Genomic DNA, 14,309 nt, shown 5'->3' on the forward strand with positions numbered 1-14,309 from the left:
CTTCTCGGCTCCATGCACTTTGATCACGGTGCGGCACCGCTGCCGCCACGGCCTAGCGCAGCGAAGTCTCTCAGCCCCAAAAAAAGTTCGCTTGCCTAATGGAAAGACCATTAGATAATATGTGGACCTTTTTGTAATACGACGCACAAGGCAGAGATGGCAGATCAGATTCAAGGAATGGGCCCCACGGTTTGGTTCGACGGTGGCGCCGATGGCAGGGTGATGGTGGCGGACTCGTTGAGCTACTTCGAGCACGAGCCCTGGCTCAACGACGTTGTACTTGGCGCGTCGTTCGCCGGGGCGCCCACTGGCGCGATGCCGATGCGGCCTGGCGTCAAGGCTTGGATCGCCCATGAAGGTGGTCCTGGTAAAGACAACGCGGGTTCTGGTGGCTTGGCCTTAGCCGACCGCTACGGGGTCCCAGCTGCCTCCATCGACACCATGGAGGCAGGATTGTCCGAGGGGATGACGCTGGTCACCGGGCGCGTCAAGCAAGTCAACAAGGCGGCCGAGGCCCTGGGTGTGCGCTTGGGCATGACGGGTGGCGAAGCCGGAAAGCTCTTGCTGAAAGCTCCTGCTGGCAAGCCGATCAACTTTGATGGCATCGTTGACGAGAGCATCCATGAAGTGCTGTCGACGCCGCGGGGAAAGATCTATGCGGTGTGGTCGTTCTCGCGCGTCGAAGGCGAGCATCCCCAGGACGTCTATTGCGTAGCGTCCCACGGCGGCAAAGTGATGGCGCAGTACGCGTTGCGCGCCAAGCCCAAGGGTCTGATCGCGAACGACGCAGGCATTGGTCTCAATCGGACAGGCGTCAGCGGCCTCGACGCCGTGGAAGAGCTGTGCGGCATCCCCGCTGCCACCGTCTCCACGGACAGTGCGCGCATCGGCGACGCTCTGAGCACTTACAACGACGGCATCATCTCAGCGGTGAACAAGAGTGCGCTGAAGTTGGGCGTGAAGGAGGGGATGCGCGCGGTCGACGCCGCTGCGCTCATGCTCAACGCGAGCCGCAGTTGAGCAGCTGGTTTGCGATCTTCTAAAAATTTTCCATTTGGAGCAGCCATGCAAGTCCAACGACGTCCCCCACTGTCCGCCGAGTTCCCAGAACCGACCAAGCGCGACGCGAGAAAACCCACCCCCCTCGGCGGTCTGCGCGTCATCGACTTCACCCACTTCATTGCCGGTCCTTTCTGCACAATGATGCTGGGAGAGTTCGGTGCGGACGTCATCAAGGTAGAAGCGCCGGTGAAGGGTGATGACTTCCGTCACTATCCACCCGCCGAACCGACCCTGGATGGGCAGGGCGCGCCCTTTCTTTGGGGCAACTCCAATAAGCGCAGCATTACTATCGACTTGAAGAATCCTCTGGGCCGCGAAGTCGTGCTGGATCTTCTGCAGGGTGCAGACGTCCTGGTCGAAAATTTCTCGACGGGAGTTATGGACCGTCTCGGCCTGGGATACGCCGAGTTGTCGGAGATCAACCCCAAACTGGTTTACTGCTCCATTTCTGCCTACGGCCGGACCGGCGAGTTCTCCGACCGGTTGGGCTTCGACCCGGTCCTGCAGGCGGAAAGCGGCTTCATCGCCACCAACGGCTACCCGGACCGCGAAGGCGTGCGGACTGCCGCGTCCACAATGGACATCGCGACGGCGATGATGGCTTGCAATGCGGTCCAGGCTTGCCTACTCGCGCGTGAACGCACCGGTCGCGGTCAGTACGTCGAGTTATCGTTGCACGACACAGCGATGTTGATGATCGGCTTCCAAGCCATGCAGCATCTCTTCTCGGGCGTGGAGCCCACCCGGAACGGAAATACGAGTCCGGACACGGCCCCCACTGGCGTTTTCCGCGCTCAGGACACGTCCTTCTACATCTCATCGTCCAACACGGGCATCTTCCAGCGGTTGTTTGCCCAGGTCATCGAACGTCCCGACATGGCAGAAGACAAGGAGCTGATGACGCGCGCTGGCCGCCTCCAGCGACGGGACGAACTCTTCTCGGTCTTGAACGAGGCATTCGGAAAGCAACCGTGGTCGTACTGGCAACCGCGTCTGCGTGCGGCGGGCGTGGCGTCAGGCCAGGTCCGCACCGTCCCGCAAGCGCTGCGATCGGCTGAGACAGCATCTCGTGGCCTGGTGACTAGGTTGCCTCATCCGACTGCGGGCGAGGTTCCCAAGATCGCGCTGCCCTTCATCTTTTCCGATACGCCACTTGCCGATCCGTTTGCAGCGCCCATTCTGGGTCAGCACACGCGGGAGATTCTTCAAGGAACGCTCGGCTATGACGAGGGACGCGTGGACCAGCTGATGTCTGGCGGGGCCTTTGGACCGATAGCCGAACGGCGCTAGCCGGCGTTGCGCATCCGGACACTTACAAAACGGAGACCCACGATGACAATTACCATGCAACCGGCCAAGCCATTGGCTCTCGGTCTGACCTTCGTCCTCACGGCCCTCACGAGTTCATTGAGGGCCGAATCTTTCCCGAGCAAGCCCGTCACCATCATCGTCGCCGCAGCCGCGGGGGGGAGCTCTGACATCACGGCGCGCGCTGTCGCTGCCGGGTTGCAAGAACGGTGGAAGCAAGCGGTCGTCGTAGACAACCGGGCCGGTGCGAATGGTCTCATCGCTGCGCAGACGCTGTTGAGGGCTACTGCCAACGGCTACACGCTGATGCTCGGCTCAATCGGGCAAATGATGCTCAATCCAATCCAGCACGGTGCGCAGTACGAGCCTGCCAAGGCTTACACCATGATCGGCCAGGTCAGCAAAACCTACATGGTGATGGTGACGTCTGTCAATGCGCCATACCAGACGCTTCGCGAGTACGTCGAGTACGCCAAGAAGAACCCAGAGCGCGGGACGTTTTCAAGCTCGGGCACCGGATCGTTGATGTATTTGGCAGGCGAGCGCATTCGGCAACAGTCGGGTGTTCGGCTTACCCACGTCCCCTACAAGGGAGAATCCCCGGCGTTGGTGGACCTCACGGCAGGCACTGTGGCTGCTGGTTTCGTGGTGGCAGGCACCGCCGTGCCGCTCGTGACCGGCGGCAAGCTCAAGGCGTTGGCTATCAGCGACGTCAAGCGGGCCCCAGAACTGTCCAGCACGCCGACAGCGGTGGAACAGGGCTACGATGTGAACATGCCGGTCTGGAACGGGCTCGTTGCTCCAAGCGGGCTAGACCCCAAGCTCGTCGCGCAAATCAACCGCGATCTGAACCAGGTCTTGGCATCGACGGCCACACAGGAACAGCTGAAAACGGTCGGCATCACGGTCGCGCCGACGAGTGCGCCGGAGTTTGCGAAGTATGTGGACGAGCAGTCCCTCGCCTGGAAGAGTTTGATCAAGGACGGCGGGATCAACTTGCAGTAGAACACAGCAAGTCCGAAACGTTGGAATATTGGACAGACCTTTTGCTTGTTTCGAGCAGCGTTTCGGTAAGATGGCGGTTATCTAGTATTTCGCTATGCGCTTGGGGCGCGACCAACTTATGAACCTTGAAGCAGAGCCGGCTACCACGCCTCGGCGGACCTTCCAACGTGTAAAGACTGCTCGCGTGTTTGAGGGGGTGTCCAACCAGATCAAGAACAAGTTGATGTCCGGCGAGCTAAAGGCTGGGGACCGCTTGCCTGCCGAGCGAGATCTGGCCCTTGAGCTCGGTGTCGGGCGGCCGGCTGTCCGAGAAGCGTTGCGGACGCTCGAAATCTCCGGCATCGTCGAGACGCGCAAGGGAACCAAAGGCGGCGCCTTCGTCTGCGAAGGAAGCCCGGAGATGCTGACACGGTCGCTGCAGGACTTGGCAATGCTGGGACACATCTCGCCGAGCAGCTTGGCCGAAGTACGCATCATCATCAGCGGAGCCGTGGTGCGTTTGGCGTGTGAGCGTGGAGAGGCGGAAGACTTCGATGCCATCGAGGCCAACATCGAAGACATCCAGCGGTGGGCGGACGCAGGGGACCTTACACGCCGCGCAGAGGCGGCTGTGCAGTTCTTCCAATTGCTGGCGAAGGCCACGCGCAATGATGTTCTGGTCGTGCTGATGGACTCACTGGGGGCTATTCTGCGGCATTTCGCCATCGAGCGACAACCCGCGAAGTACCGCCCGGAGCTGATCCCCGTGCGATGGAACATGCTCAAACACATGCGTGCGCGCGCTACGACCAAGGCGGTCGCTGAGATGAACCACTACCTTGAGATCGTGCATAGCGATGTGTTGAACCGCATGCCTTCGCGCGCCGAGGCATCTGCGAAGTCCAAGCCAGCGGTGCCGGCCAAGTCGCGCGGCAAGACCTGACCTGCAGGACGACCACGTCCGCGTCGCAGCGATGAGCTGAGACGTCAAACCTAGAAGGGTCCCTTGGGGCCCTTTTTTTACGACCTCTGGGTGCGCATAACGTTCAATCAACGATAGGGGTCTCGCGCACGATAAGGCCGTTGACTTGGGCGCTCACGAGGGGGAGAACGCCACGGCTCGACACTTGGCTCGTGGGAGCGGTCAACAGACTAAGTGGGAGCAAACTTGATTGCGTACGTAAATGGACTTACCATTACAATGCGCAGCCTAAATTCAGCGCACTACCTGAGGACGACAGATGCCTGCCCACACCCCCCACATGACGAGCGAGGCGCAGTTGGCCCCGCTTGACTCCCGGTATGTCGCGGTCAGCGACTTGCCATGGAAGCCGACACCTACGCGTGGCATCGACATGAAGATTCTGCTGCTGGACGAGCAGACAGGTCTGATGACCGCGCTGTTCCGATGGGAGCCGGGCACCGAGCTTCCGCTGCACGAACACGTCGAGATCGAGCAGACCTACGTCCTGCAGGGGAGCATCGTCGACGATGAGGGCGAGGTCCGCGAAGGTGACTACGTCTGGCGTCCTCAGGGGAATCGCCACATTGCTCGGTCGCCAAATGGCGCCCTGGTATTGAGCATGTTTCTCAAGCCCAACCGCTTCCTCGTTGGTGAACTGGCGGGCAAAGAGCTCAAGTAGCGCGCCCTCGCTAGCCCTTCATTTCCGAACTATCCCTCGACTGAGTCGGTCGCCTTCCAACTAACACCATCCACACACTATGGCCCTCATAGAAGAACGCTGCTACGTCCTGCACACCTCCGTCACCCCTGCTGACTACCTGAACCTCTACGAAGCCGTGGGTCTGGCAGTGCAGAGCGAGGCGCTGGGCTCACCGCTCGGTTACTTCGCGACCGAGACTGGTGAACTGAACGCCGTCGTGAGCCTGTGGCGTTACGAAAGCTTCGAAGACCGCCAGGCGCGACGCACCAAGCTTGCATCTCAACAGGCGTGGAAGGACTACCTTGCCAAGGTCCGTCCGATGATCAGCGCGATGAGCAATCGGCTGTTGAGTCCTGCCGTTTTCTCTGCATTGAAGTAAGCCGCGCCCAAAGGGCCACCGTCCACGGACCCGTTCAAGCTTGTTGACCGCGACCTAGAGTCCGGTCAGAATGGACCGACCATTTAATATATTGGTGCATCTGGAGTAAGGAGCATAGCAATGGAGACAACCCTCGAGCCAAGCCTGGATGTCAAGGAGTTCAGGCGCGCGCTGTCGCTGTTCCCGACGGGCGTGGCAGTACTCACCACGGTCTCCGAGCAGGGCGTTCCTGTTGGTCTGACCTGCAATTCCTTCAGCTCGGTTTCTCTCGATCCGCCGCTGGTTTCCTGGGGGCTGCGTAAGGAAAGCCGCGCGGCGCCTGCTTTCCGCAACGGCAAGGGTTTTGCAATCAACATCTTGTCGGGCCCGCAGCAAGGTCTCTCAGGCCGGTTCGCAAGCAGCTCGATTGCTGACAAGTTCAATGGCGTTGCATGGGAGGCAGGCCTCAATGGCATGCCTGTCCTCAGCCACTGCGCCGCAACTTTCGAGTGCACGACCTTTGCCGTGCACGACGCTGGCGACCACTGGCTCTTCTTGGGTCAGGTTCAGCGCTTCGAACACGAGATCAGCCACCATCCGCTTGTGTTCTGCAAGGGGGCTTACATGCTCCTAAGTAAGGCCTTGCTGGAGTCGTCCCAGCAGTCCCCGGAACGTGTCGCAGAAGTCGTGGAGGCGCGCCGTCTGATCCACGGCGCGCTTTTGGAACTAGCCTGCAGGAACGCCACCGAAGAAGACTTCAAGGCGTTGGACGCCAAGCTGCTGGAGATGGAGCGTTTCGCCGAGGCTGGTGCGCCCCAGCCGCGCGTCGAGGCGGGGGTAGAGTTTTTTCGCTTGATCGGTGTCGCCACGCACAACGAGATCGTCGCCACGTTGGCCAACAGCCTGGCGGACGTGATGCGCCAGAACCTGACGGATGCCGCAGCATCGCCTCCGCGCAGCGGGCTCGTGCCGCTGCGCAGAGAGATCTTGAAGCACCTGCAACTGCGCGATCGGGCGGCCGCGGAAGAGGCACTGGGCCGCTACCTTGCACTGCTGGTGGAGCCGAACATTCAACCTACGCAGATCCCAGCCTCACCGCTGGCAGCTTGAGTCCCATCATGACCAAGCGAGTAGCGATCATCGGCGCAAGTGCGCTGCCTGTCGGTAAATTGCAGACCTCCAAGGAGGATTCACTGCAAGTGCTCGAACACGAGTTGATGGTGAAGGTCTTGCGCGACGCCGTCAAAGACGCCGGCGTCGACCGGGACGACATTCAGAGCGCGGTGTTCACCGTGCCTCGTCCGTACACCCAGCAAGCCTACTTCCACACCTTCCTGACCAGCCATCTGCGCCTGAAGTACACGGGGGTCGCGATGGAGGTGATGGGCAATGGCATGACGGGAGCGCTGGCGTTCGACCAAGCGGCAAACCAGATCCTGCTGGGCCAGGCCGACGTCGCCTTGTGTCTGGGAATCAACATGGAGAGTGCCACGCCCTCCTACGAGCACATGATGGACAGCATGCGGCGCACTGGCGACGTGGACTTCCACACGCCGGGGGGCTTCACGCCGATCTCGTGGTACGCCATGGATGCTATGCGGTACATGCACGAGTTCGGCGCGACTCGCGCGGAGCTCGGTGCCGTGGCCGTGAAGAACCGTGGGCACGCCAAACTGAATCCGATCGCGCAGTACCGCAAGCCGCTCACCCTCAGCGAGGTGCTCGAGCAACGTCCGATCGTGGAGCCGCTCGGGCTATACGATGTGCCACCACGTGGCGACGGCGCTGCGTGTCTGGTGCTCGCATCGGAGGAAGTCGCCAAGAGCTTGGGCAAGCCGTATGCGCTGCTCAAGGGCCGAGGCTTCTACCACGAAGGCGTGCATCAGATCGATGATGTACCAGGCGACATGATCGCGTTCGACGCGGCTCGCACGGCAGCGCAGGCGGCGTATAGCTCCAGCGGCATCCAGGCATCGGACCTGGACTTCGCCGAGCTCTACGCGCCGTGCACGATCGTCGAGGTACTGGTCAGCGAAGCCATCGGGCTTCTCCCACGTGGTCACGGTGCGAAGGCTGCGGCGGAAGGGCGCACCTGTCTGGGTGGCGACATCCCTATCTCCACATCGGGTGGCCTGACCTCGCGCGGGCATCCTGCGTTGGTCACCTCCTTGTACAACCTGGTGGAAGTTGCTGAGCAACTGCGAGGCATCGCCGGAGAACGCCAGGTTAGGGACGCGCGGCTAGCGGCAACAACTGGTGAGCTGGGCAATTACAACGCCGCAATCGTTCACGTGTTTGAGGGGGTGCGATGACGCTCGATGTTCACAAGGTCGTCGCGACGCGCCCTTATCCACCCCGCGTTTCGACCTTCACGAAGCCGTTCTGGAGCGCCCTGAACGAAGGCCGCTTCACGACGACGCAATGCCGTGAATGCCATCGTCAGACCTTTCCACCAAAGTTGGTGTGCCCGCACTGCTGGTCGGACAAGTACGAGTGGGTGGACATGCCCGTCGAGGGAGAGCTGTACAGCTGGACTCGTATCCATGCTGCGCCGGCAGTCTTCCAGCCGTTGGCTCCCTACGTCGTCGGCATCGTCGATCTGGATGGTCGCACCCGCCTTGCCTGTCCCCTGGTCGTGCCGGATGGTGTGCAGGTCAGCGTGGGCAGCAAGGTGCGGATGGTTGTCATGGCATTCGATGACGGGCCGCTCTTTGCGGCGCGCGTACTGGGCGCTTGAACTGAGTTTTCCACGAACGCCGGCTAGCCCTAGCAAAGACGGCGGATTTCATACCCAAAGGAGCAGGAAATGGCTGATGTGATCGAGAAACGCGAAGTTGCGTGCGATGAGGTGAATGCTTGGCGGCTCAAGACCCCCGGTGCCGAGGGCTGGACGCAGACGGCACGTCCGGAGGACCCGAACAAGTACTTCATGGTGTCGGCAGACACCCATGCCAACGAACCGCCTGACTTGTGGGAAAAGCGTATCGACGCCAAGTTCCGCGACCGGCTGCCCAAGACCTGGGTCGACGAAAGCGGCGTGCGTTGGCGCAAGTCCGAAGGCAGCGATCGGCCTGACCGCCTGGTCCTCGCGGATCTCTCGGGCCAGGACCAGGTCCGCTCTCGCTCGGGCGCCGGCGCGAAGAACCGCTTGGTGGATCATGCGTTGGACGGCATCGACGCAGAGATCATCTTCCCGAACAAGGGTCTGGCCATGTGGTACACGCCGGATCCCGAGTTCTCGCAAGCCCAGTGCGGCGTTTACAACGACTGGGCTTGGGAAGAGTTCGGCCCGTACAGCAAGAAGCTTATCCCCGTGGCTGCCATCGCGCCGGCCGACATCAAAGGCGCGATCGTCGAGATCCAACGCACGGCGAAGCTGGGCTACACCGCGGTTGCATTCCCGGTCAAGCCGATGTTTGGCCCTCCGCAAGTTGGCGAGCTCAACTACAACAACCCCGACTTCGATCCGATCTGGGCTGCCCTGCAGGACACGGACATGACGCTGTGCTTTCACGTCGCAACGGGCATGGATCCTCGGACCACGCGCGGTATTGGCGGCGCCGTCGTCAACTATGTGTGGCACGCCTTGGCACCCGCCATCCAGCCCATGGTGAACCTTTGCGCATCAGGCGTGATTGAGCGCTTCCCGCAGCTGCGGTTCGGCTCTGTCGAGGCAGGCATCGGCTTCGTCCCGTGGATGCTGGAGACCATGGACGAAGCCTACAAGAAGCATCACTTCGCTGTCCGCCCGAAGCTCAAGAAGCTGCCCAGCGAGTACTACCGCAGCAATGGCTTCTCGACCTTTGGCGAAGACGAGGCTGGCCTCGTCTTCGCGCAGAAGTTCGGAATGATGGACAACTTTCTCTGGGCGAACGACTACCCACACCACGAGGGCACGTGGCCTCACTCGGCACAGGCGATCGAGCGCAACATGGTCGATCTGAACAACGAGGAGCGGGCAAAGATCCTGGGCCTGAACGCCGCCCGAATCTTCCGCATCGACATCGAGGCGGCCAAGAAGCCACTCTAAGGCTGCTGGCAGGGCCGCGGGGTGCGGCCTTTCCCCGACTACGACGAGAGAGACACACGATGAAAGACATCACATTGCACAGCCGCCGCCCGAGTGTGCCGCAGCGCAGAGTATTTCTTCTGGCAGGTGCGGGATCGATGGCTGGTGCCTGGACGGACACTGCCTGGGCCGAGACGGTGTATCCGAAACGGGCGATCGAGCTGGTTGTCCCCTACACTGCGGGTGGTACTTCCGATCTGATCGGACGCATCGTAGCCAAAGGGCTCTCGGAGCGGCTGAAGGTGCCAGTGGTCGCTATGAACCGGGCCGGAGCTGCGGGCACGCTTGGCATGAAGGTTGTCGCGAACTCTCCAGCGGACGGCTACGTCATCGGTATCGGCGGCAGCACGAACCTCGGCATCGCGCCGCTGCTGATGGTGCCTCCACCATACGATGCCGTGCGGGACTTCACACCGCTCGTGATGGCTGCGCGCGCGCCATTTGTCCTCGTAGCCTCACCGCAGTCGAACTTCAAGTCGATGGAAGAGCTTGTCGCCTTCGGCAAGGCGAATCCCAACAAGCTCAACTACGGTTCCTCAGGCGTTGGAAGCAGCCACCATCTGGCCACGGAACTATTCACGCGAAGCACTGGCTTCCAAGCAACGCACATTCCGTTCAAGGGCGGCTCCGAAAACGTGGCGCAGCTCATGTCAGGCACCGTGGACTTCATGTTCGAGTCGTCGTCGTCGATCTTGCCGCAGGTAAAGGCAGGCAAGGTCCGAGCGCTAGCCGTAAGCGGGGCAGAGCGGCTGCCCGAGATTTCGGATGTGCGGACTGCAAAGGAGGCGGGCGTGAAGGACTTCGTCGTCGAATCGACCATTGGCGTCGTGGCTCCCGCGAAACTCCCGCAGGAGGTGCACAAGATCCTGCTAACAGCGCTGCGCGAGACCATGAGCGACCCGTCTGTGCGCGACGCCATCGACAGGACGGGATCCGGCGCGCCGCCGCTTGGGAACGACGAATTCTCGTCTCGGCTGAGAGACGACGCACAGCGTTGGCGCAAGGTGATCGCTGAGGCCGGCATCACTGGCGGTTAGCCCGTGGCGGGTGCCATGTGGGTCCATGGTGGTCTCTGGACCCGCCCGCAGCGGTCAGACGGCTGATGTTTCGTTCGGAGACCTGCGACGTCGCTGAGCGCCTCCGCTCGGCTTCCCTTCCGACCATGCGCCTGTAGCGGTAGTTCCGCCGGACCCTGGCAGGATGGCCCTGCGCCGCGCGCGCACCCAAAGCATGCGTCTGTCTCGATCGATGAACGACTAAGGGTTTTCCTAGGCTTCTAATGGGCAGTCCATTTGTAGAGTAGGACATTTAGTTATTTTGTTCTTTTGGAGCATGCGTAGTGAGCACGGTGAAATCGATTGGCCCTTTGATCGGCGGGGAAAGTCTAGTTGGCGGTAGCCGCCAGACACGACCGGTGCTGAACCCCGCGACGGGCGAGGCGATCGCTGAGCTCACGCTCGCCAGCCAGGACGACGTGCGCGATGCGGCGGATCGTGCAGCGAAGGGCTTCCTCGAGTGGAGCGCGAAGACGCCGCTTGTGCGGTCCAATGCGCTGCGCGGTGTGGCCCTGGCGATGCGACGTGATGCCGCCGAGTTGGCCCAGATGCTCACCCGTGAACAGGGAAAGACGCTGAAGGAAGCTCAGGGCGAAGTGCTGGGATCTGCCGATCTCTTCGATTGGCTCGCGGAAGAAGGCAAGCGCCTGTACGGACGTGTCGTGCCGTCGCGTTCGCCCGATGTCCAGCAGTTGGTGCTGCTCGAGCCAGTTGGACCTGTAGCTGCCTTCTCTCCTTGGAACTACCCGTTGGCGCTGGCTGCCCGGAAGATCGCGCACGCCTTGGCAGCCGGGTGCTCTGTCGTGATCAAGCCCGCGGAAGAGGCGCCCAGCGCGGTACTGCACCTCGCACGGTTGTGCCTCGAGTCAGGTGTTCCGGAGGACGCAATCCACGTCCTGTTCGGCGTACCGGCGATGGTGTCTGAGACGCTCATCGAGTCTGCGCACATTCAGAAGATCTCGTTCACGGGCTCGGTGTCCGTTGGGCGGCAACTTGCCTCGTTGGCCGGCAGGGCGTTGAAGAAGGTGACCTTCGAGTTGGGGGGGCATTCGCCAGTCATCGTCATGGACGATGCCGACCTTGACCAGGCCGTTGCGCTGTCGGTTGCCAGCAAGTTCCGCAACGCCGGCCAGATCTGCATCGCGCCAACGCGCTTCTTCGTGCATGACGCGATCTACGACGCCTTCGTCGGCAAGTTCTCTGAACTCGCGAGCGCTTTGCGTGTCGATGACGGCATGCTCGACACCGCCCAGATGGGACCGCTCGCGCACGAGCGCCGTCTGCATGCCATGGAAGAGCTCGCACAGGATGCGGTCAGCAGGGGCGCACGCCTCGTGACCGGCATGGCGGAGCGCACGCGCGCCCCCGGCTTCTTCTGGAAGCCCACCGTCCTCACCGACGTCCCGCACGACGCGAGGATTCTGCAGGAAGAGCCATTCGGTCCGATCGCGCCGTTCGTGCGCATCGCGTCGCTCGACCAAGCCCTGCAACAAGCCAACGACGTGCAGTTCGGCCTTGCAGGTTACGCGTTCACGCGCGCGCTGCGCAATGCGAGACGCATCCAGGACGGTCTCAAGGTTGGTGCGCTGGGCATGAACACTTTCAATGTCACCGCCCCCGAGATGCCTTTCCTTGGCGTCAAGGACAGCGGGCTGGGCGTTGCGCAAGGCAAGGAAGGCTTGCTCGACCACATGAACATCAAGGCCGTCTACAGGGCCGACTGACGATCAACTACGCAAGGAGACAGCGATGAATTTCAAAAGTATCGTGGCCATGGCGGCCGCGGGTGTCACGGCCTTGTCCGTCCATGCACAGCAGCCGTCGGTGAAGATCGCAGCGGTCTACGCGATCACCGGGCCGGTGGCGCCTTACGGCGTGCCCCAGCAAAAGGCGGTCCAGATGAGGGCCGAGCAGATCAACGAGCGCGGCGGCTGGAAGGGGCGCAAGGTCGAGGTGGTCTTCTACGACACCGAAGGCAACGGCAACAAAGCAGTGCAGTTGGTTCGTAAGGCGATCGAGACTGACAAGGTTGACCTGATCCTGGGGCCGTCTACGACCGGAGAAGCCTTGGCGGTTGCTCCAATTGCCAACTCAAGTCGAGTTCCGATGATCACGCACTCGGGGGCACAGAGCGTTGTGGACCCGGCAACCCCCTATGTCTTCCAGACCGCGCAGTACGACCGCGTCGGGGTTCCAGTGGTCCTAAAGGAGTTCCAGAAGAAGGGATTCAAGAAGATCGCACTGCTGACCTCGACCGACGGTTTCGGTCAGTCCGGCCTTGTGCTTTTCAAGGAGATGGCTCCCAAATACGGCATGACGCTTGTGAACGAACAGTTCGACCGCCAGGACACGGACATGACTGCCCAGGTGCTGAGGGCCAGACAGGCGAATGCCGATGTCCTGATGGTCTGGAGCACCTTCCCGGCCCCCGCGATCATTCTGCGCAATGCCAAGGCGATGGGCTATCCCAAGCCGATCTACAACAGCTTCGCGATGGCATCCCAAGAGTTTTTGAAGCAGTCGGGCGCTTCATCGGAGAACACGTTCGTCATGGCCGCAGCCATGCTGTTGCCTGCGGCCTTGCCGGATGCGCACCCCAACAAGGCGGTGATCATGAAGGACTACGGAACCTTCCAGGCCCGATTCAAGGAAGCCCCGAATCCCAGCGCGCAACACGCCATGGACGCGATGACCATCGTTGACGCAGCGGTTGGAAGAATCTCGGGTGTGATCGACCGGGAGTCGCTCCGCGATGCCATCGAGAAGACGGAGCTGCCTGGTGCGAACGGCCTCTTCAGGTTCTCACCCACCGTCCACGGCGTGAGCGACGAGGACCCACCGATCGTGTTCCTGAAGGTTGTGAACAACGCCTTCACACCCCAGTGATGACCAGAGCACGCAAGGCGCCCACGGTCTAGCAATTCATGGATCAACTATTAATGGCTGTGCAGATCCTGGTGTCGGGTCTGCTGATCGGCTGCATCTACGTGCTCGTGGCCTGGGGCTTCACGATCGTCTACAACGCCACCGGTTTGAACAACTTCGCCGCCGGCGAGTTCGTGATGATGGGAGGCGTGATCTCGGCCGCGCTCAACCTGACTTTGGGTTGGCCGCCCATCATTGCCGTTCCTGTGGCGATCACCATGGTGGCGGCGGTCGCGGCCCTCATTGACTGGGGATGCTTGCAACGCGCGCGGCGTCAAGCCCACCTGACGCTCGTCATGCTGACGATCGGCCTTGCCATCGTGTTGCGGGGCGCGATGCTGTTCTCGACAGGCAAGGATTTTCAGTTCCCCTCGTCCTTCTCGGAGGGTGAGGTGCCCAGCATCGCGGGAATCCATCTTCCCGTGCAGGGGGCCTGGATTCTGGGGACGGTCCTGATCGTCGCCATCGCACTTTGGCAACTCTTTGCACGATCGTGGCTGGGGTGGTCCATGCGGGCGGCGGGCGAGAACCCGCGGGCTGCCTTGCTCATGGGAATTTCGCCCAATCGGGTCTCGACAATGGCGTTTGCCATGGCCGGTGCCATGGGCGCGCTCGCTGGCGCACTCATAGCGCCGTTGGCTTCCGCGAACTACACGAGTGGGCTATTTTTTGGATTGAAGGGGTTCTCCGCAGCGATTCTTGGCGGCCTGGGTAGCCCACTGGGTGCCGTGCTCGGTGGACTCCTGCTGGGTGTGATCGAGAACGTGGCCGCTGGCTACGTATCTTCAGGGTGGAAGGACGCGATCGCGCTCGGGATTCTCATCTTGGTGTTGCTCATCAAGCCAACCGGCATCTTCGGTGGCTCCAGCGTGAAGAGGGTCTGA

14 protein-coding genes are annotated in these 14,309 nt (G+C 61.6%); all 14 read left to right on the forward strand.

What is annotated here, in order from left to right; genetic code table 11:
* Positions 1-156 precede the first annotated feature (156 nt).
* The 14 genes from ASF45_RS08105 (at position 157) to ASF45_RS08170 (ending at position 14,309) form a co-directional block, all read left to right on the forward strand.
* Complete coding sequence (locus ASF45_RS08105) at positions 157-1,020, forward strand: DUF1805 domain-containing protein (RefSeq protein ID WP_156472896.1); 864 nt, start codon at positions 157-159, stop codon at positions 1,018-1,020.
* Positions 1,021-1,065: 45 nt separating this feature from the next.
* Entirely contained in the window at positions 1,066-2,352 is a 1,287-nt protein-coding gene (locus ASF45_RS08110; RefSeq protein WP_056659741.1) for a CaiB/BaiF CoA-transferase family protein, read from the forward strand.
* Positions 2,353-2,394: 42 nt separating this feature from the next.
* Complete coding sequence (locus tag ASF45_RS08115; protein ID WP_056659744.1) at positions 2,395-3,375, forward strand: tripartite tricarboxylate transporter substrate binding protein; 981 nt, start codon at positions 2,395-2,397, stop codon at positions 3,373-3,375.
* Between the two features lie 196 nt (positions 3,376-3,571).
* Entirely contained in the window at positions 3,572-4,297 is a 726-nt protein-coding gene (locus tag ASF45_RS08120) for a FadR/GntR family transcriptional regulator (protein WP_162243973.1), read from the forward strand.
* Positions 4,298-4,595: 298 nt separating this feature from the next.
* Positions 4,596-4,997, forward strand: coding sequence for a cupin domain-containing protein (locus ASF45_RS08125; protein WP_056659750.1), 402 nt, complete (start codon positions 4,596-4,598; stop codon positions 4,995-4,997).
* A gap of 79 nt (positions 4,998-5,076) precedes the next feature.
* Entirely contained in the window at positions 5,077-5,397 is a 321-nt protein-coding gene (locus ASF45_RS08130; protein ID WP_056659753.1) for an NIPSNAP family protein, read from the forward strand.
* A gap of 120 nt (positions 5,398-5,517) precedes the next feature.
* On the forward strand, positions 5,518-6,486 hold the full coding sequence (locus ASF45_RS08135) for a flavin reductase (protein WP_056659756.1): 969 nt from the start codon (positions 5,518-5,520) through the stop codon (positions 6,484-6,486).
* Positions 6,487-6,494: 8 nt separating this feature from the next.
* The gene (locus tag ASF45_RS08140; protein WP_056659762.1) at positions 6,495-7,688 is read left to right on the forward strand and encodes a thiolase family protein; all 1,194 of its coding nucleotides are present in this window, start codon (positions 6,495-6,497) and stop codon (positions 7,686-7,688) included.
* Entirely contained in the window at positions 7,685-8,113 is a 429-nt protein-coding gene (locus ASF45_RS08145) for a Zn-ribbon domain-containing OB-fold protein (protein ID WP_056659764.1), read from the forward strand. The genes ASF45_RS08140 and ASF45_RS08145 overlap by 4 nt, the downstream gene beginning before the upstream one ends.
* A gap of 69 nt (positions 8,114-8,182) precedes the next feature.
* Complete coding sequence (locus ASF45_RS08150) at positions 8,183-9,406, forward strand: amidohydrolase family protein (RefSeq protein ID WP_056659767.1); 1,224 nt, start codon at positions 8,183-8,185, stop codon at positions 9,404-9,406.
* A 59-nt stretch (positions 9,407-9,465) separates the two neighbouring features.
* Positions 9,466-10,482, forward strand: coding sequence for a tripartite tricarboxylate transporter substrate binding protein (locus ASF45_RS08155; protein WP_082550891.1), 1,017 nt, complete (start codon positions 9,466-9,468; stop codon positions 10,480-10,482).
* A 302-nt stretch (positions 10,483-10,784) separates the two neighbouring features.
* Positions 10,785-12,224 carry an NAD-dependent succinate-semialdehyde dehydrogenase gene (locus tag ASF45_RS08160; RefSeq protein WP_056659773.1) on the forward strand — a complete coding sequence of 480 codons (1,440 nt, stop codon included), beginning with the start codon at positions 10,785-10,787 and terminating at the stop codon, positions 12,222-12,224.
* A gap of 25 nt (positions 12,225-12,249) precedes the next feature.
* Positions 12,250-13,386, forward strand: coding sequence for an ABC transporter substrate-binding protein (locus ASF45_RS08165; RefSeq protein WP_056659776.1), 1,137 nt, complete (start codon positions 12,250-12,252; stop codon positions 13,384-13,386).
* 53 nt (positions 13,387-13,439) lie between these two features.
* Entirely contained in the window at positions 13,440-14,309 is an 870-nt protein-coding gene (locus ASF45_RS08170) for a branched-chain amino acid ABC transporter permease (RefSeq protein ID WP_056659780.1), read from the forward strand.

The sequence above is a fragment of the Pseudorhodoferax sp. Leaf265 genome (assembly GCF_001422365.1).
Taxonomy (GTDB): Bacteria; Pseudomonadota; Gammaproteobacteria; order Burkholderiales; family Burkholderiaceae_C; genus Pseudorhodoferax.